Annotated in this window: 17 protein-coding genes; all 17 read left to right on the forward strand. The window is 27.1% G+C overall.

Features of this window, described 5'->3' with window-relative positions; all coding sequences use genetic code 11:
• The first annotated feature begins 81 nt into the window (after positions 1-81).
• The 17 genes from rnpA (at position 82) to purD (ending at position 18,781) form a co-directional block, all read left to right on the forward strand.
• A complete protein-coding gene (rnpA, locus tag JOP69_RS13350) occupies positions 82-474 on the forward strand; it encodes a ribonuclease P protein component (protein WP_203393295.1) in 393 nt (130 codons plus the stop codon).
• Positions 461-2,092, forward strand: coding sequence for a S41 family peptidase (locus tag JOP69_RS13355; RefSeq protein WP_368377940.1), 1,632 nt, complete (start codon positions 461-463; stop codon positions 2,090-2,092). Before rnpA ends, JOP69_RS13355 begins: the two co-directional genes overlap by 14 nt.
• A gap of 27 nt (positions 2,093-2,119) precedes the next feature.
• Positions 2,120-3,799 carry a hypothetical protein gene (locus JOP69_RS13360; protein ID WP_203393294.1) on the forward strand — a complete coding sequence of 560 codons (1,680 nt, stop codon included), beginning with the start codon at positions 2,120-2,122 and terminating at the stop codon, positions 3,797-3,799.
• 36 nt (positions 3,800-3,835) lie between these two features.
• Positions 3,836-4,873 (forward strand): hypothetical protein, encoded by a 1,038-nt coding sequence (locus tag JOP69_RS13365; protein WP_203393293.1) that lies wholly within the window; start codon positions 3,836-3,838, stop codon positions 4,871-4,873.
• A 4-nt stretch (positions 4,874-4,877) separates the two neighbouring features.
• Entirely contained in the window at positions 4,878-5,885 is a 1,008-nt protein-coding gene (rfbB, locus tag JOP69_RS13370) for a dTDP-glucose 4,6-dehydratase (protein WP_203393292.1), read from the forward strand.
• A 2-nt stretch (positions 5,886-5,887) separates the two neighbouring features.
• A complete protein-coding gene (rfbA, locus tag JOP69_RS13375) occupies positions 5,888-6,745 on the forward strand; it encodes a glucose-1-phosphate thymidylyltransferase RfbA (protein WP_203393291.1) in 858 nt (285 codons plus the stop codon).
• Positions 6,742-7,320: a dTDP-4-dehydrorhamnose 3,5-epimerase gene (gene rfbC, locus JOP69_RS13380; protein WP_203393290.1), complete on the forward strand. Its 579-nt coding sequence runs from the start codon at positions 6,742-6,744 to the stop codon at positions 7,318-7,320. Before rfbA ends, rfbC begins: the two co-directional genes overlap by 4 nt.
• A 413-nt stretch (positions 7,321-7,733) precedes the next feature.
• Positions 7,734-8,537 (forward strand): glycosyltransferase family 4 protein, encoded by an 804-nt coding sequence (locus tag JOP69_RS13385; RefSeq protein ID WP_215602599.1) that lies wholly within the window; start codon positions 7,734-7,736, stop codon positions 8,535-8,537.
• The gene (locus JOP69_RS13390; RefSeq protein ID WP_203393288.1) at positions 8,530-9,831 is read left to right on the forward strand and encodes a lipopolysaccharide biosynthesis protein; all 1,302 of its coding nucleotides are present in this window, start codon (positions 8,530-8,532) and stop codon (positions 9,829-9,831) included. The genes JOP69_RS13385 and JOP69_RS13390 overlap by 8 nt, the downstream gene beginning before the upstream one ends.
• Complete coding sequence (gene wzy / locus JOP69_RS13395) at positions 9,828-11,216, forward strand: O-antigen polysaccharide polymerase Wzy (protein ID WP_203393287.1); 1,389 nt, start codon at positions 9,828-9,830, stop codon at positions 11,214-11,216. The genes JOP69_RS13390 and wzy overlap by 4 nt, the downstream gene beginning before the upstream one ends.
• On the forward strand, positions 11,213-12,457 hold the full coding sequence (locus tag JOP69_RS13400) for an O-antigen ligase (protein WP_203393286.1): 1,245 nt from the start codon (positions 11,213-11,215) through the stop codon (positions 12,455-12,457). Before wzy ends, JOP69_RS13400 begins: the two co-directional genes overlap by 4 nt.
• A 2-nt stretch (positions 12,458-12,459) precedes the next feature.
• Positions 12,460-13,524 carry a glycosyltransferase family 4 protein gene (locus JOP69_RS13405; RefSeq protein WP_203393285.1) on the forward strand — a complete coding sequence of 355 codons (1,065 nt, stop codon included), beginning with the start codon at positions 12,460-12,462 and terminating at the stop codon, positions 13,522-13,524.
• Between the two features lie 2 nt (positions 13,525-13,526).
• Entirely contained in the window at positions 13,527-14,072 is a 546-nt protein-coding gene (locus JOP69_RS13410; RefSeq protein WP_203393284.1) for a putative colanic acid biosynthesis acetyltransferase, read from the forward strand.
• A complete protein-coding gene (locus tag JOP69_RS13415; protein WP_203393283.1) occupies positions 14,065-15,231 on the forward strand; it encodes a glycosyltransferase family 4 protein in 1,167 nt (388 codons plus the stop codon). Before JOP69_RS13410 ends, JOP69_RS13415 begins: the two co-directional genes overlap by 8 nt.
• A 78-nt stretch (positions 15,232-15,309) precedes the next feature.
• Positions 15,310-16,620, forward strand: a complete 1,311-nt coding sequence (locus JOP69_RS13420) for an exopolysaccharide biosynthesis polyprenyl glycosylphosphotransferase (RefSeq protein WP_302850207.1) — start codon at positions 15,310-15,312, stop codon at positions 16,618-16,620.
• Positions 16,621-16,623: 3 nt separating this feature from the next.
• Positions 16,624-17,394, forward strand: a complete 771-nt coding sequence (locus JOP69_RS13425) for a glycosyltransferase (RefSeq protein WP_203393281.1) — start codon at positions 16,624-16,626, stop codon at positions 17,392-17,394.
• Between the two features lie 112 nt (positions 17,395-17,506).
• On the forward strand, positions 17,507-18,781 hold the full coding sequence (purD, locus tag JOP69_RS13430; RefSeq protein ID WP_203393280.1) for a phosphoribosylamine--glycine ligase: 1,275 nt from the start codon (positions 17,507-17,509) through the stop codon (positions 18,779-18,781).
• Positions 18,782-18,838 lie beyond the last annotated feature (57 nt).

Genomic DNA, 18,838 nt, shown 5'->3' on the forward strand with positions numbered 1-18,838 from the left:
ATTTTATAATAAATTAAAGAAGTGTAAAGTTCAGGAAGGTAAAGGATGGAAAATTAGTTCTTTTCTATTAAGTTTGTATGCATGAAGCATACTTTAGGAAAAGAAGAGCGTTTAAAGAGTAAAAAGCTCATAGAAAAACTTTATTTGGAGAGGAATTCTGTGAAGGCGTTTCCTCTTAGAATGATTTTTTTACAAACAGAACATACCTCAAAATTCCCTGCTCAGGTTGGAGTTTCTGTTCCAAAACGTAATTTTAAATTGGCTGTAGATAGAAATAGAATTAAGCGGTTAATGCGAGAATCTTATCGTTTGCAAAAAGAAATTGTCTACAATAATATAGAGCAACCTTATGTTTTTATGATTTCGTATATTGGGAAAGAAAAATGTACGTATGAAGAGATGTACTTAAAAATGGAAAAATTACTAACTCGGTTTGTTAGCGAAATAAATACTAAGAAAAATGATGAGATTTAAGTTTTCGAAAAATACAATTATTGTTCTTCTAGTAGGAACAATCTTTTTATCCTTTGCTTTTAAATCGAAATTTTTTGAGGTTGCAAAGCAAATTGAAATTTACAATACTTTATTTAAGGAGTTAAATATGTATTATGTAGATGAAATTAATCCTGCAGAATTAACAGAAAAAGCAATTAAAAATACGCTTAAAGATTTAGATCCTTATACAAATTTCTATAATGAGCAAGATGTAGAAGATGCCAGAATTCTAAGAGAAGGCGAATATGGAGGTATTGGAGTTTCTATCTATTATTTAAAACAAGGAATTCAGATTAAAGAAATTTTTAAAGGAGATGCTGCAGATAAAGCAGGTTTAAAATCTGGAGATGTTATTGTTTCTGTTGATGGGCAATCTGTGAAAAATATGGAAAGAGAGCAACTTTCTATGTTGATAAAAGGAACACCTAACAGTACCTTTTCTGTAGAGATAGAAAGACAAGGAAAAAACATTCAGAAAGAAATAATGAGAGATAAGGTGGTTGTAAATCCGGTGCCTTTTTCTGAAATGATAGATGAAGAAACTGGATATATTGTATTAACACGATTTAATGAAAAAGCTTCATCCGAAGTAAAAAAAGCTTTTAGAAAGTTAAAGAAAGCAGGAATGAAAAAGCTTGTTTTCGATTTAAGAGGAAATCCGGGAGGTTCTTTATTAGAGTCTTTAAACATTTGTAACTTTTTCTTGCCAAAGGGAAAAACACTTGTTACTACAAAAGCAAAAATTAAAAAATGGAGTAATACTTACAAAAGCACCAATGAACCTTTAGATTTAGAAATCCCCATAGTTGTTTTAGTAAATGGCCGTTCTGCTTCTGCTTCAGAAATTGTAAGTGGGTCTTTGCAAGATTATGATAGAGCTGTAATTATGGGAAAACGTTCTTTTGGAAAAGGATTGGTGCAGCGTTATAGAAAATTGACTTATGGTACGCAGTTAAAATTAACTATTTCTAAATATTATACCCCAAGTGGTAGATGTATTCAAGAATTAGATTATACGAACAGAGATAAAAATGGAAAAGTTCCTAAATTTTCTGATACAGGAGTTCATGAATTTAAAACGGCTAACGGAAGAAAAGTATATGATGGCGGTGGTGTTTTACCAGATGTAGTCATTAAAACATCGAAAAAAACGGAAGCGACAGAGAAGTTATTGAATTCTAAAGCGGTTTTTAATTTTTCTGTAAATTATTATTATCAACATCCATCCATAGAAAAAGATATTGATTTTGACTTTAAAGATGCAGATTTTGTAGAATTCACCAATTATCTAAAGTTAGACACCACATTTGTTACCAAACAAGAAGCTTTGTTTAAAGAAGCTTATAAGGCATCCTTATTAAAAAATATTTATAAAGAATATGAACAAATTCAAGAAAAATTATTTGAGGATAAGATTAATGAGATAACAAAAAACAAAGATATTTTAAAGAAAACCCTAACAGAAGAAATATTAAATAAATACTATTATCAAGAAGGGGTTTATACACATAATTTAACGAAAGATTTGGTTGTAGAAGAGGCAGTTAAATTGCTGAAAGATCAAAATAAATATAAGCAAATTTTATCCGCTAAATAATTTTATATTTGAAGACTAAAAATTAAAATGACAAAATTAAATAAAACAGACAGGACTAGAGCACAGGAATCTACAAATGCAATAGAAAAATTATACATTTCTATGCGTCATTTGTTTAGCAGAGGCTTTTATAAACCAATGGGAATTTCAGGAGAAACTTTACGTAAGTCTTTACTTTCGTTAAGACCAGAAATTTATGGTTCAATTGCAGAAGAAAGAATTGAGTTAAACGGGTTAATTTACGTAATAGAAAGGCTTCCGAAAGGAATTGAAGAATGCCAGTTTATAAATTTAACTGCAGATGAAGGCTATAGTGGTTCTCATTTTGAAACAATAATTCCTCCAAAAAGAAGAAGAAATTGTTACCGAATAGACAAAGACCAAATGAACATAGAGATTACGCGTGGTCGTTCTGAAATCTATGATATTCTTACGCATTTAACTTTTTTATTTATTGAATCTCATAAAATTCAAAAAAGAGTAACCATAAACGAAGGTGCAGATTTTATTAGAGAATGGAAATATTTAGAAGATATTGTTATTTACAATAAGACAATTACAGATCAAGAAAGAGAGGTTGCTACTGCTCATTTAAGTAATATTTTAGGAAGAACTTTTGAGGAAGTAATAGATATTCATAAAGCATTTGAAACATCAGAAAAAAAAGATCGATTTTTTCATTTAATTTATTGGTTAGGTAAATTAGCCATTAACGAGGTTTTAGATAATAAAAAGAGAAAGGTTACTTTTAGTTCTGTTTTAATCGAAGAAATTGGGCATCATATTTATGGAGATATTTGGGCAGATAACATTAAGAAAGTACTAAAAGAGAATGGACTACTAAGAAGACCTATACATATTATTAGTGCAAACATGCACAGTGTGTTAAATTCTATTTATGCCAAAGGAGCATTACCTAATGAAGCCGAAGAATATGAAGGGTTTGGGTTGTATCAGTTATTAAGTAATTCTGATAGTAAACCTTTACAAAAAAAGGTGAAGGAATACGCTTCAGAAAATGGTTTAATTTATATTAAAGACACTTCGGGAACAAATATAAATGTTCAGGTAATAGATACCGAGAAAATTAATTTTGAAAATTCTCCATTCGATAAAGTAAATTCTGTAAATAAAAAGCCTGTTATAATTGTAATGGATTATGCTTTTGGTGAGCAAGCTTATGAAACAATGGATGAGCTTTTAAAGCCTTATAAAAATACTAAGAAGAAAAACCATTTAGATGTAAAATCTGTTTCTATAATGGGTAAAGCAGGTATTTTAGAAGGCGGTAAAGGAGATATTATGATTCCTAGTGCACATATTTTTGAAGGTACTGCAGACAATTATCCGTTTAAAAATGAGTTGTCTAAAGAAGATTTAGAAGGTTTTGGCGTAGAGGTTTTTGATGGTTCTATGATTTCTGTATTAGGAACGTCATTACAAAACAAAGACTTGTTACAGTTTTTTCATGATTCTACTTGGAATGTTATTGGGTTAGAAATGGAAGGAGCACATTATCAAAAAGCAATACAATCTGCTTCTAAAATTAGAGGGAATATTTCTAAAAATGTAAAAGTAAGATATGCGTATTACGCATCAGATAACCCTTTAGAAACAGGTGCTACATTAGCCTCTGGAGGTTTAGGGATGACAGGAGTTACACCAACATATGCTATTACTAAAAAAATATTAGAACAAATTTTTTAATAGCTAAAGTTTAAATTTTATAACCAAATAAAAAAAATGTCAACAAGTCAAAACAATAATGAGGAAGAGGTAGATTTAGGATCCTTATTTGTAATTATAGGTAAAGGGTTTTCTAAGTTTTTTAATTTTATAGGAAGTATTTTTAAAGGAATATTTCATCTTATCATATCAATTTTAATTTTCTTAAAAGAAAATATAATAAAAATTGGAATTGCAGCTATTGTCGGTTTAATTGCAGGTGTATTTTTAGAAGTAAAAAAAACAGATACATTTGAGTCTGAACTATTATTAGAACCAAATTTTAAAAGTACGAGACAGTTATATGATAATATAAATTACTACAATAATCTTGTTAAGCAAAGAGATACGTTAGCATTAGAAAAAACGTTTAAGCTTGATAAAGGGGATGCTGCTAGTCTTAATAAATTTGAGATTTCACCTATTGTAACAGAGAATGATATTATTAATTCTTACAATAGTTTTGTGTTATCTGTAGATACTACAACCGTAAAGAGCTATACTTTTCTTGAGTTTAAGGAATCGTTTACTGATTATGATTATAGATTTCATAAAGTAACAGTTACAGCAAAAAAGAATGATGTTTTTGATAAATTAGATGAAGTAATAATTTCTTCGGTAGTAAAGAATAAATACTTTAATCGATTAAAAGAATTAACGAATAGAAACTTAAATAGAACAGACTCTTTATATCGACAAAACTTAACGCAAATAGATTCTTTAAGAAAGGTTTATATGCAGGTGATGGTAGTAGAAGCAAAGAAGCAAACTACAGGTACCAATATAGATTTAGGTGGAGAAAAAAGAACTACAAAAGAGTTAGAACTGTTTGATAAGAATAGACAGATTAATAATGATTTAAAAAATATTGCATCACAAAAGGCTACACAATACGAGGTCATTAACGTTATTTCTAATTTTCAACCAATAGGAACTAAAATTAAAGGAGTAACCAAAAATTATGCTTTTTTATTAGGTGTCTTAGGAGCCGTTTTTATGATTGTATTATTAGTTTTATTAAAGCTTAACAAGTATTTAGGGAATTATAAAAAATAGATAAATGCAAACAATTCTTATTACAGGAGGAGCAGGGTTTATAGGTGCAAATTTTATTCCTTATTTTTTAAAAAATAATAAAGATTTACAAGTTGTAAATTTAGATGTATTAACCTATGCCGGTAATGTTTCTAATCTAAGTGAGATTAAAGATAACTCTAGATATATTTTTATTAAAGGAGATATTTGTGATCGGAATTTAGTAGAAGAATTATTTAAAAAATATAATTTTTCTGGAGTAATTCATTTTGCAGCAGAATCTCATGTAGATAATTCCATTAAAAATCCTGATGCTTTTGTAAGAACAAATGTTTTTGGAACTTTTAATTTATTAGATATTGCGAGAAATTACTGGATGGAATCTCCAAACGTATATAAAGAAGGTTATCAAGATTGTAGATTTCATCATATTTCTACAGATGAGGTGTACGGAACTTTAGGAGAAACAGGTTTGTTTACAGAAGAGACTTCATATGCGCCAAATAGCCCTTATAGTGCTTCAAAAGCATCATCAGATTTTATGGTAAGAAGCTATTTTCATACCTATGGAATGAATGTTATTACCACAAATTGTTCTAATAACTACGGACCAAAACAACATGACGAAAAGTTAATACCTACAATAATTAGAAAAGCAATTTCTGGAGAAAATATCCCCATTTATGGAGATGGAAAAAATATTAGAGATTGGTTGTATGTTTTAGATCACTGTAAAGGTATCGAGCTAGTTTATAAGAAAGGAATAACAGGAGATACCTACAATATTGGAGGTAAAAATGAACGAGATAATCTGTATATCGCAAATATTATTTGTGAAATTTTAGATAAAGAGTTACCTAAAGAAAAATCATATAAAGAACAAATTAGCTTTGTAAAAGATAGACCTGGCCACGATTTTAGATATGCAATTGATGCTTCTAAAATAGAAAATAACTTAGGGTGGAATGCCCAAGAAAATTTTGAAACAGGAATTAAAAAAACCATTCAATGGTATTTAGAAAAATATAATTAAATATGAAAGGAATTATACTAGCTGGAGGGTCTGGGACAAGGCTACATCCTCTTACAATAGCAATTAGTAAGCAGTTAATGCCAGTATATGATAAACCGATGATTTATTATCCTATTTCTATTTTGATCCTTTCTGGGATTAGTGAAATATTAATAATTTCTACTCCTCAAGATTTACCATTATTTAAAAGATTATTGGGTGATGGAAAAAAATATGGATGTGATTTTAAATATGCTGTACAAGAAAAACCAAATGGATTGGCAGAAGCATTTATTATTGGTGAAGAATTTATTGGAAAAGATAATGTAGCTCTAATATTAGGTGATAATATTTTTTATGGTTCTGGATTACCTAGGTTATTAAAAGAAAATATAAAGCCAGACGGAGGAATTGTATATGCATATCATGTAAATGACCCAGAACGCTACGGTGTTGTAGAATTTGATGATGACTTTAATGTTATTTCTATTGAAGAGAAACCAGAAAACCCAAAATCTAATTTTGCGGTTCCAGGAATTTATTTTTATGACAACTCTGTAATAGAAATTGCAAAAAATATGAAGCCAAGTAAAAGAGGTGAATTGGAGATAACAGATATTAATAAAGCGTATTTAGAAAAAGGAAAGTTAAAAGTAACCGTTTTAGATAGAGGTACGGCTTGGTTAGATACAGGTACTTTTAATTCCTTAATGCAAGCATCTCAATTTGTGCAAGTAATAGAAGAGCGACAAGGTTTAAAAATAGGTTCTTTAGAAGAAGCCTCTTTTAGAGCAGGTTTTATTACTAAACAAGAAATGTATGAATTAGCAAAACCATTATTAAAAAGTGGTTATGGAAAAAACTTATTAGAAATAAAATGATAGTTAAAGAGACAGGATTAAAAGATTGCTTTGTAATAGAACCGCTTTTTTTTAAAGATAATAGAGGGTGTTTTTTATTAGAATATAATAAAAAAGAGTTTCAAGAAAAAACAGGTTTTGATGGAGATTTTGTTTTAGGAAATCAATCTACTTCTCAATATGGCGTTGTAAGAGGCTTGCATTTACAAAGAGGCGAGTTTGCACAAGCAAAATTAGTTAGAGTTGTAAAAGGTAAAATTTTAGACGTTGCAGTTGATGCAAGAAAAGATTCTGAAACTTTTGGACAAGTGTATTCTGTAGAATTATCTGCAGAGAATAACAAGCAATTATTTGTGCCAAGAGGTTTTTTACATGGTTTTTCTGTTTTAGAAGATGATACCATTGTTTCTTATAAATGTGATAATTATTATGAGCCAGAAGCAGAAGATGGTGTGATTTTTAATGATAAATATTTAAATATTGACTGGAAAATACCTGCGGATAAAATTACTTTGTCAGAGAAGGATTCAGGGTTAAAAGGGTTTAAGGTAATGTCTGATTATTTATCTAGTAAAAATTCATATAAAGGTATTTAGTAAGTCTATTAATACTTAAAACAGTTTTTAATAAATAAAGTCGAATAATTATAATAATGAAGTTTTATTTATTTCATTATTATAATTATTGATATTTATGTTTTTATGTAAAGGTGTCTATGAAAGTTTTATTTATAACTAATCTTCCGAGTCCGTATAGAGTTAATTTTTTTTCAGAATTATCTAAACATTGTGAATTAACTGTTTTTTTTGAAGGGAAGAGGTCTAATGATAAAGAGATAATTTTCAATTGGAACGACAAAAGTATTTCATCTTTTAATGCAATTTTTTTTGATGAAATATTTAATGAATTAAAAATTAATTTCCAAATTATTAAAAAAGTGCTATTTGGTAACTTTGATAAAATTGTAATAAGTTGTTATAGTACAAGAACACAATCTATATTAATTTTATTGCTTAAAATTTTAAATAAAAAATATTATTTCGAAACTGATGGAGGTTTACTTAGAGAAAATGAATCTAAATTGAATGTCTTTTTTAAAAAACTATTAATATCAAATGCAAAATCCTATTTTAGTACAGGAGTGCAATGTGATAGGTATTTGATGAATTATGGTGCCAAGAAAAAGAATCTTATAAGATATAGTTTTACTAGTTTATATAAAAAAGATGTAATAAAGAATGTTCTCTCAAAAGAACAAAAAATGAAATTAAAGGATAGCCTTAACATTCCCTATAAAAAAATGATAATTGGAGTGGGAAGGTTTATTAATATAAAAGGCTTCGATATCTTAATTAAAGCTAGCGCTTTGTTAAAGGAAGATGTTGGGGTTTATATTATAGGAGGAAAACCAACTAAAGAATACCTCGAAATTAAAGAAAAACTAAAATTAAAAAATTTACATTTTATCGATTTTTTATCGAAAGAGAAATTAGACGTTTGGTATTTAGCTGCTGATATATTCGTTTTACCAACTAGAGCAGATGTTTGGGGCTTAGTAATAAACGAGGCTATGGCTAAAGGACTTCCTGTAGTTACAACAGATAAGTGTCCTGCGGGCCTTGAATTGATACCTGATAAAGAATGTATTTTCACTGTTGACGATTACGTATATTTAGGAAATATACTTAAAAAAATTAGTGAAGATGATGATTATAGCCAAAAGTTAAGCGTAAATAATCTGGAAATTATTAGACAAAAAACTTTTGAAAATATGGCTATTGAACATCTGGAAGAATTTAAAAAGCATGATTAAATCAATTACTAGTAAGCATTTTCATAATTACTTTTCATCTTTCTTGCAAAGGTTCGCTATGATATTGTCACAATTATTTTTAATTCCTGCTTTTATCTTAAATTTAGGGATTGATCAATATGGAGAATGGTTAATATTGACAACAATACCTAATTACCTTTTGTTGAGTGATTTGGGATTAACTTTGACTGTAACAAACGAAATTTGTAGATTAATAAATATAAAGGAATACTCGAGTCAGCAGAAATTATTTAAAGCCACATTAACCTTCCTTTCCTTAGTTGGTGTTTTTCTGATTTTTGTGTTTATAATTTTATCCAACTTTATAGATTTTGGAAAATTACTAAATTTTCAATTTTTATCTACTAAAGACGTTTTTTTAATACTTGGTGGATTTATGATAAATATTTTTAGTTATTTAATATTTCTAGTTACTATAGGATATTTTAAAGCTCTTAATTTATTTCATAAGCACGAATATTTTTTAGCATTAACTCTTTTTCTAGACTTTATTGCTACTTTAATTATTTTAAATTTAAACGTTGACCTGTATTTTATTCCAATTACTATGTTTATCATTCGCTTTGGAATGATATTAATAGTGAATGCCCAATTAAAAAAATATAAATTCTATAAATTTGGTTTTACACTAGGTTTAAATAGAGTAATAAATATGTTACCTGTATCTTTAAAATTCAGTTTTTTTCAGTTAGGCACTGCTTTTTTTATTCAAGGAAGCACGTTTTTGGTAGGAATGGTGTTAGGACCAGCAATGGTTGTAATATTTAATACAATTAGAACTTTGGTAAATACATTGAGATCATTTATTAGTATTTTATATATTCCTACAATGCAGGAGTTTACAATTTTGATAACAAAAAATTTAAAAAAAGAAGCATTTCTAAAATTAAAAAAATTAATGATTTTAATCTTTTTGATATCATTAGCATCTGCGTTTGGAATATACTTTTTAAGAGATTTTATTTTCGAATTATGGTTTAAAAATAGTTTTTCTTATGATGTTAAATTTTTAGCATTTATGTTATGCTCTATTGTTATTTATAATCTTTGGAATGCTGCTAGTATGTTACCAATGTCTATTAATAGAATGAATGAATTAGCGTTATACCCTCTTTTGGGTATTGTGGTATTAATTGTTCAATATTTTATATTACCTAAAACAGGTTTAACTGGGTTAGCTATTAGTTTTATCTTTATAGACCTAGTAATGTTGTTTTTAGTGTTGAAGCTTAATTATACCATATTAAAAACACAAAAACGCTTCCTAAAATGAAAAAACGCTTATTTATTTTATTAGTGCTTCTTATCGTTTTTATAATTCTTCAAATAAGTAATACTTTTCCTTTACAACATAGACTATTGTTTATTACTAATTTTGTGGTATTATTATTTTTTACAGCATTTTACTTACTTAATGAAAAAGACTTCTCACCTTTTATAGCCTCCTATATTGTGTTTTCTTTTATGTTCTTTATTATGGCACCAATACTACAATTAGATGAGCTTTTTAGAGGAAATAACAAACGTTTTTTTAATGGATTAATTTATTCTAATGCCCTTATTTTAAAAGCTAATTTATTAATAATCACATTTAATATAATTTTTTTGAGTGTATATTTTTATTTAAACAAATATTATAAAAATATAAAAACCATTACGTACCGTAAAAATATCCCTTTTTATATTTTACTTTTTTTCGTCATCAATATATTCGTTTTTATTATAAAATATGATTATTTAATGACTAAAATTAGTTTAGCATCTTATTCTGAAGTAACAAGTAAAATGAGTGCTATACTTAACGCTAAGTTTTTTTTCTACTTGCCGTTTGCTCCTTTAGCGCTTGGTGTACAATACTTAAAGAAGAATTGGAATAATAGAAAACAAAATTTTTATATAATTTACTCAATTGTAATTACACTACTTTTTATTTTCTTATTATATAACAATCCATTAACAGCTAAGAGAAATGCATTAGGGCCCATTTATATTACTTTAATTTTTATGTTTATCCCAAAATGGGTGAATACAAACTTTAAAATATTGTTTTTGTTGTTATTTAGTTTAATTGTTTTATTTCCGTTATCTAGTTTACTTACGCATTCAGATAAGAATTTGTCTGAAATGTCTTTTAATGAAATTGTTTCTTATAAAAATGTTAAAGAGCGTGTTTCTGGTCAGTTTACTAATTTAAATTTTGATGCTTTTTTAATGACAGCAGCTACTATTGATTATGTAGAGAGAGAAGGACATTCTATGGGGCGTCAATTATTACCCTCTGGTTTATTTTTTATACCAAGAGCTATTTGGGTAAGCAAGCCTATTACTACTGGAGAAATGATAGGGGAACATATTCAAAAATATCACGATAAAAGTATATGGTTTCATAATTTAGCAGTACCATTTGTAGCTGAATCGTATATAGATTTTGGAGTTATTGGAGTTGTAATTTATGCAATACTTTTGGCTTTCCTTTGTCTAAAATTTGTAAGTTGGTTAAAATCAAATGACCCGCTAAGGCAATTAAGTGCGTTTTATTTTTCTATACACTTAATTTTTTTATTAAGAGGAGACCTAACAAATGGGTATGTTTATTATATTATTCCTTTTTTCTCTTTCTTTGTTTTTCCTAAAATAATAATGAAATTATTAAGATGAAAATAAATAAAACAAACCATTTAGTATTAACTATAATTCTTTGCTTAAACGCAATAATAATACTTTTTCCAAGCAATTTTAAATTTATACCAGTACTTGCTTTATTATTATTTTCATGTTATTATTTTTTTAAAAATAAAAATAAAGGTTCTGTTTTTTTTGTTTTTGCATCAATACCTTATCTACTTTTAATATTAGGCATGTTGTTTACAGATAATATTTCTAATGGTTTTAAATCGCTAGAAACAGGTTCTTCATTGTTAATATACCCTTTATGTTTTGCTTTGCTGCCAAAAAATATAATTCGATGGCAAATAGATAATAGATTAAATTATATTTTAGGATCGTTCTGTTTTGCTACTTTTATTTTTACAAGTTTTGTGTTTTTGTATTTTAAAATTTTTGAAGAAAGATCTCTAACATATATAATTCAGCATAATAATATTTTAACCAATTTATCAATTCATCCTAAATATAGGATACACCCTATTTATTTAGCATTAAATGTTGGCCTTAGTCTTATTTTTTCGTTTTTTATAGTAAAAAAAATAAAGAATATTATTTTAAAAATTATCACTTTTGTATTTATAGTGTATACCGTTTTACTTATTGCAATAATTAACAAAAGAATGGCAATAATAGCCCTTTTGATGGTAGGTTTAATTTATATAATTGTAGAATTAAAAAAAATTAAAAAGAAAAAGTTAACCTTGGTTTATTATGTTGTTATTTTTACGGCTATAGTATTAGGTGTTGTTTTTTTACCAAGGTATAAGAATCAAAATAGTTTTCATGAATTTAACCATATAGTTTCTACAATTAATAACCCAGAAACATCAATAGGTAAAAGGGTTTTTTTATATAAAAGTGTGTTTAACTTATTTATAAAAAACCCTTTATTAGGAGTTGGAACAGGAGATGCAAATATAATTTTGTCAGATGATTTAGCGAACCAACTACAAAAAGAGACAGAAATTTACAACTCACATAATCAATATTTAAGTTACTTAATATCTCTTGGTTTATTTGGTTTTGTTATTTTTATTAGCTACATAATTTATATTTTTAAAATAGCATTAATTAAAAATGACATTTTATTACTTTGTATATTCGTTTTTCTATGCTTAAATATGATGTCTGAAAATATTTTAGAGAGAGAGTCTGGGGTTTTAGTTTATGCTTTTTTTATAAATTTTTTACTTAGGGCTAATTGGAACTTAAAGAATAAACTTATTAAATAAAAATGAAAAGAATATTATTAGTTGGGCCATTTCCAAAACCAATTACGGGGCTATCTCTTGCAAATGAAGTTTTATATAAAGGGTTAAAACAAAATAATAAAGTCGATTATATTGACATGTCTTATTATAGGTTTGAAGAGGTTTTAGGGGATTTTAATTTTTATAAAATGATTTTTTTTTTAAAATTAAATTTTAAAATTTTTAAAATCTATAATTATGACTCAATTTATATCACTATCGGACAAAGTTTTTTTGGTGTCATTAAATATTCACTTTTTTTTATTACAGCTAAAATTTTTGGAAAGAAAGTAGTAATTCATTTACATGGTAATCAGTTGGGAGAAATGTATAAAAGCCAATCTTTTTTAAAAAAAACAATTATAAAAAAGATTCTTTCAATACCTAATTATGGAATTGTTCTTTCTAATTCATTAAAACATAATCTAAGTTTATTTTTAAAACCACAAAATATTTTTGTTGTCGAAAATTTTGTTGAAGATGAATTATACTTAAATTCTAAAGAAATAAATACAAAGAATTATGAGAGTTTAAGAATTGTTTATATTGGTAATTTAATGACAGAAAAAGGTGTTTTCTATTTATTAGATGCTTTGGTTAGTTTAAAAAAGAAAGGGGTTGTTTTTAAAGCCAAATTTGCAGGGAATATAGATAATCATATTCTTGATAGTATAATGAGCTATTTTAAAGGGAATGATAATTTAGAATATTTAGGAGTTGTTAGAAATAAAGAGAAAAAAGAGATGTTGAAGTGGGCTAATACATTTGTTTTTCCTTCTTATCTAGTTGAAGGGTTTCCTTTATCTATATTGGAAGCAATAGTTACTAGAAATTCGGTTATAACAACTAAACACCCAGCTTTAAATGATCTTTTTACAGAAGAAAACCTTAGTTTCATTCAAGGGAAATCAACTAAAGATATAGTTAACTCTTTAACAAAACAAAGTTTAAGTTTTGATAAAAAAAGAATTTTGAATAATTTTAATATTATTAAAGGATTTACAGAAGAGGAGTTTGTTTCAAAAATTGAGAAAATAATAAATTTATAAGAATGCAACAACTAAATACATTTAAACTTCCTAAAAACTTTAGAGGTAGAAATGCTTTTATAGTACAATTATGGTGGCTTGTTCAAAGTATTCTATTTAGTAATTCTCCCCAGTTTATGTATGGCTTTAGACGTTTTTTATTACGTTTATTTGGAGCTAAAATTGGTAAAAATGTAATTATTAGACCTACAGTGAGAATTACTTATCCGTGGAAAATTTCAATCGGAGATTTCTCTATGATTGGAGACGATGTTGTTTTGTATTCATTAGGAAGAATAGAAATAGGAAATAATGTAGTAATTTCCCAGAAATCGTATATATGTGCTGCTTCACATGATTATTTAAAATCTGATTTTCCTATTTTTGCTAAAAAAATTACAATAGAAGATCAATGTTGGTTAGCAACAGATGTATTTGTTGCACCAGGTATAACAATAGGAAAAGGAACAGTTGTAGGTTCTAGAAGTAGTGTATATAAGAATTTACCTTCAAATAAAGTATGCATAGGGAATCCTGCAAAAATAATAAGAGAAAGAATAAGTGAATAATAATAAAAATATTTTAGTAATATCTCCTTTCTTTTATCCAGAACCTATTTCTACGGGTAAGTTTAATACTAGTTTTGTAACTGGGTTAATAGAAAAAGGTCACAAAGTAACTATTTTATGCTTTCATCCGTTTTATCCAGATTGGAAAGCTAAAAATAGCAATGAACAAATAAATGGAGTAGAAATAATAAGAGGAGGTAAAAACTTATTTTACACAAAAAAAACAATTTTTAGAAGATTAATTCTAGAGTTTGGGTTTGCTTTTTTTGTGTTAAGAAAATTATATAAACATCAAAAAGATAAAGATTTGGTGATACCAATATTTCCACCAAGTTTTGCCTTTTATTTTGCACTTCCTTTTTTAAATAAACAAATACAAAAAGTAGGTATGGTTCACGATTTACAAGAGGTATATTCTCAAGGTAAATCGGGTTTTTTGGATAAAGTAGTTCGCTTTTTTATTCATAACATAGAGAAAAAATGTTATCAAAATTGTAATAAATTAATATTCCTTTCTAATGAAATGAAAAATGAAGCTAAAAAATTATATCAACTAGCTGAAGAAAAATTAGAAGTGCAATATCCTTTCATTACTATTAAAGATACTATTACTAATGATCTTGAAACTTATTTTGATAAAAAGAAAATTAATATAGTTTATTCTGGTGCTTTAGGTGAGAAGCAAAATCCAATACAGCTTTTTAATTTCTTTTCTGAAGCATCAAAACAAATTGAGAATACAGTATTTCATTTTTTCTCTGAAGGAGAAACTTTAAAAAACTTGCAGAAAATAAATAAGAATAAAAAAATTATTTTTCATAATTTAGTCCATAAAGATAATTTAGAAGAATTGTACAATAGAAGTTCCGTGCAAATAATACCACAAAAAGAAAATACATCTAAAGGTTCTTTGCCCTCTAAATTACCAAACTTGTTAGCTTCAGGTTGTAAAGTTTTAGTTATAACGGATGCAGAAAGTGAAATTGAGGAGCTGTTTTTAAACAATAATTTAGATTTAGTTGTTACTAGTTGGAATAACAATTTATTGATTGAAAAACTACAATTTTTAATAAATAAACAAATAGATGTAACGCATCAAAAAACAATTGCTAAAAAATTATTTACTATTGATAAAATGATTGTTAAAGTTTTCCGTTAAAACTTTATATTCTTATTAAATACCAAATCAATCTTGACAAAAAGATACTCTTACCTAATAAAACCATTACAGATTTTTTTGGATGTTTTTATTATTAATCTTATCGTGTACTTAATATATGATAAAGCATTTTTAAATGTTTATTTTTTATCATATATTTCTTTATTTTGGCTTATTACAAGCTATTCCTTTGGTTTTTATCAAGTATATAGGTATACAAGAATTCTTAGAATTTTAACTTTAATAGTTAAGCAGTTTTTTATTTTTTTATTAGGTTTTTTTGCTTATTTCGGTATATTTAAAGTAGGTGATGTTATTGAAGGTCAGTATATTGTGTTCTCATTAATCTTTGTTTCAATTTCTCTTTTAAAATTTATTTGGTATTTTCTTTTAAAAAGATATCGATATTTAGGTAACAACCTTAGAACAACGATTGTTATTGGTATTGATGATTCCTCTAAAAATATTATTAAACTTTTTAAAAGTAAATCTAATTTAGGTTATAAATATCTGGGGTTTTTTTCTAAAAAAGTTTATAAGAATAAAGAGTATTTAGGAAGTATAGAAAGTGTTTTTGAATATGTGAATCAGAATATGGTAGATCAAATTTATTGTTCTTTAACAATCTTGTCACAAGAAGAAATTAAAAAAATAAATAAGTTTGCAATTGATAAAAATATTGAATTAAAATTAATTCCTAATGCTACCGAATTATATAGTAAAAATCAAAGTGTAGAGTATTATGATGATACTTTAATGGTTTTAAATGTAAATAAACTACCTTTTGAGTTTGCTGAAAATTTTTATACAAAAAGAGTATTTGATATTTTATTTTCTTTTTTTGTTTTTTTGTTTGTATTATCTTGGTTAATGCCCATTCTTTGGCTTTTAGTAAAGCTAGAGTCTAAAGGGCCTTTAATTTTTAAACAAAAAAGAGAAGGTATTAATGGTAAAGAATTTATGTGTTATAAGTTTAGATCCATGAAAATAAATAAGTTCGCAGATAAAATTCATGCTACAAAAAATGATACTAGAGTTACAAAAATGGGTGCCTTTTTAAGGAAAACGAGTATGGATGAATTACCTCAGTTTTTTAATGTTTTCATGGGAGATATGAGTGTTGTTGGGCCAAGACCACATTTAGAAATTTTGTCTTTGGAGTATCAAAAGGATGTGGATGATTATCTTAAAAGACATATAGTAAAACCAGGAATTACGGGGTTAGCGCAAGTTAGCGGGTATAGAGGAGAAATTAGAAAAGCATCTGATATTAAAAATAGAGTTCGTTTAGATATATTTTACATAGAAAACTGGTCGTTTTTTTTAGATATTAAGATTATTATTAAAACTATTTTAAACGTTTTTAACGGAGAAGAAAACGCATATTAATAAATGAAAGAAAAGTTAGACATTACTGTATCTATTGTTCTTTACAATGAGAATTTAGAGGAACTTACAAATACAATAAATTGTTTTTTAAGTATACCGTTAAAGAAAAAACTTTATTTAATAGATAATACTAAAGAAAAATTATTTCAAGATATTTTTAAACAAAAAGAAATAGAATATATAGCTGTAGGTAAGAATATTGGCTTCGGAGCAGGGCACAATGTAATTATATCAAAAATAAAAGAAAAATCTAATTTTCACTTGGTTTTAAATCCAGATGTTAGTTTTAAATCTATAGTAATACTTAATTTAATTTCAGAATTGCAGAGAAATGAAGATACCGCTATGATTGCTCCAAAGGTTTTATTTCCTAATGGAGATCATCAATACTCTTGCAGAAGATTTCCTTTAGTATTAGAACTTTTAGTGAGAAGATTTTCTTTCTTACAACCACTTTTAAAATCTAATAAATTTAAAGGTCAATATAATGATAAAGGTTTAGATAATCCCTTTTTTGTTGAGTGGGTAACTGGTTGTTTTCACTTATATAAAACAGCAGATTTTATCGAAATAGAAGGTTTTGATGAACGGTATTTCTTGTATATGGAAGATGTTGATATCTGTAAAAAGATAGATCTAATAGGTAAAAGAAAAATTTACTATCCTAATGAAGAAATCATACATGTGTTAAAAAAAGGATCATCAAAGAATATGAAACTTTTTTTACATCATTCAGCTTCAGCTATTAAATATTTTTTTAAATGGGGAATATGATTTTAAAAAAGGAGCTCCTTAAAAATTAAGGTTTCTACAAAATGTCTTTCTATCGAAAGCGAGAATCCAAAGAATTTAAAATATATTTGCGGTAACAACAACACAACAAACAATGAATGTACTTATTTTAGGTTCTGGAGGTAGAGAACACGCTTTTGCAATTAAATTATTAGAAAGTAAAAAAATTAATCAACTTTTTGTAGCTCCAGGAAATGCAGGAACAGATAAAATAGCCACCAATATTAATATTGATGCTACAGATTTTGAAGCGGTTAAAAAAGTAACTTTAGAAAATGACATTAAAATGGTTGTTGTTGGTCCTGAAGTACCTTTGGTAGCTGGAGTTCACGATTTCTTTTTGGCAGACGAAGCGTTGAAAAATATTCCAGTAATTGGACCTAAAAAAGACGGAGCATTGTTAGAGGGGTCTAAAGATTTCTCTAAACAATTCATGCAAAAACATGGAGTTCCAACAGCAAGATATCAATCTTTTACGAAAGATAATTTACAAGAAGGTTTTGATTTTCTAGAAACCTTAGAACCACCTTTTGTATTAAAAGCAGACGGTTTAGCAGCAGGAAAAGGAGTGTTAATTTTAAACTCTTTAGAAGAAGCAAAAACCGAATTAGAAGAAATGGTTTCTAATAAAAAATTCGGAGCAGCATCTACAACCGTTGTTATCGAAGAATTTTTAAAAGGAATAGAATTATCTGTCTTTGTTTTAACAGACGGAAAAAGTTATAAAATTTTACCATCAGCAAAAGATTATAAAAGAATTGGCGAAGGAGATGCAGGTTTAAATACTGGCGGAATGGGCGCAATTTCTCCTGTACCATTTGCAGATAAAGCATTTTTAGATAAAGTAGAAGAATTGGTTGTAAAACCAACGATTGCAGGTTTACAAAAAGACGGAATAGATTACAGAGGTTTTATCTTTATTGGTTTAATGAACGATAACGGAAACCCTTCTGTTGTTGAGTACAACGTAAGAATGGGAGATCCGGAAACGGAAGTTGTGTTGCCAAGAATAAACTCAGATTTATTTGAATTATTTGAAGGAGTAGCAAATCAGAATTTACATGAAAAATCGTTTTCTGTAACCGATAAAACGGCAACTACGGTAATGTTGGTTTCAGGCGGATATCCAGAAGCATACGAGAAAAATAAGGAAATTACAGGTTTCGATACCGTAGAAGATTCTTTCGTTTTTCATGCCGGAACTACCATTAAAGACGGCAAAGTTGTTACAAGCGGAGGTAGAGTTATCGCGGTAACCTCTTTTGGCGACACCATTGAAGAGGCTTTAGAAAAGAGTTATAAAAGTATAGATAAGATTCATTTCGATAAAATGAATTATAGAAAAGACATTGGTTTCGATTTAGTGTAGATCTGTTTTTATTTGGGTGCCTGCCGCAGGCAGGTTTTAACAGGCTTGGAATTTATC

This window comes from Polaribacter sp. Q13 (assembly GCF_016858305.2).
GTDB lineage: Bacteria > Bacteroidota > Bacteroidia > Flavobacteriales > Flavobacteriaceae > Polaribacter.

Excerpts from the sequence above, each read along its gene's own strand:
- wzy (WP_203393287.1), top strand. The coding sequence starts at position 9,828 with ATGAAAAAACGCTTATTTATTTTATTAGTGCTTCTTATCGTTTTTATA.
- JOP69_RS13425 (WP_203393281.1), top strand. The coding sequence starts at position 16,624 with ATGAAAGAAAAGTTAGACATTACTGTATCTATTGTTCTTTACAATGAG.
- JOP69_RS13400 (WP_203393286.1), top strand. The coding sequence starts at position 11,213 with ATGAAAATAAATAAAACAAACCATTTAGTATTAACTATAATTCTTTGC.
- rfbC (WP_203393290.1), top strand. The coding sequence starts at position 6,742 with ATGATAGTTAAAGAGACAGGATTAAAAGATTGCTTTGTAATAGAACCG.
- purD (WP_203393280.1), top strand. The coding sequence starts at position 17,507 with ATGAATGTACTTATTTTAGGTTCTGGAGGTAGAGAACACGCTTTTGCA.
- rfbA (WP_203393291.1), top strand. The coding sequence starts at position 5,888 with ATGAAAGGAATTATACTAGCTGGAGGGTCTGGGACAAGGCTACATCCT.
- JOP69_RS13360 (WP_203393294.1), top strand. The coding sequence starts at position 2,120 with ATGACAAAATTAAATAAAACAGACAGGACTAGAGCACAGGAATCTACA.
- JOP69_RS13410 (WP_203393284.1), top strand. The coding sequence starts at position 13,527 with ATGCAACAACTAAATACATTTAAACTTCCTAAAAACTTTAGAGGTAGA.
- rnpA (WP_203393295.1), top strand. The coding sequence starts at position 82 with ATGAAGCATACTTTAGGAAAAGAAGAGCGTTTAAAGAGTAAAAAGCTC.
- JOP69_RS13390 (WP_203393288.1), top strand. The coding sequence starts at position 8,530 with ATGATTAAATCAATTACTAGTAAGCATTTTCATAATTACTTTTCATCT.
- JOP69_RS13355 (WP_368377940.1), top strand. The coding sequence starts at position 461 with ATGATGAGATTTAAGTTTTCGAAAAATACAATTATTGTTCTTCTAGTA.
- JOP69_RS13405 (WP_203393285.1), top strand. The coding sequence starts at position 12,460 with ATGAAAAGAATATTATTAGTTGGGCCATTTCCAAAACCAATTACGGGG.
- rfbB (WP_203393292.1), top strand. The coding sequence starts at position 4,878 with ATGCAAACAATTCTTATTACAGGAGGAGCAGGGTTTATAGGTGCAAAT.
- JOP69_RS13365 (WP_203393293.1), top strand. The coding sequence starts at position 3,836 with ATGTCAACAAGTCAAAACAATAATGAGGAAGAGGTAGATTTAGGATCC.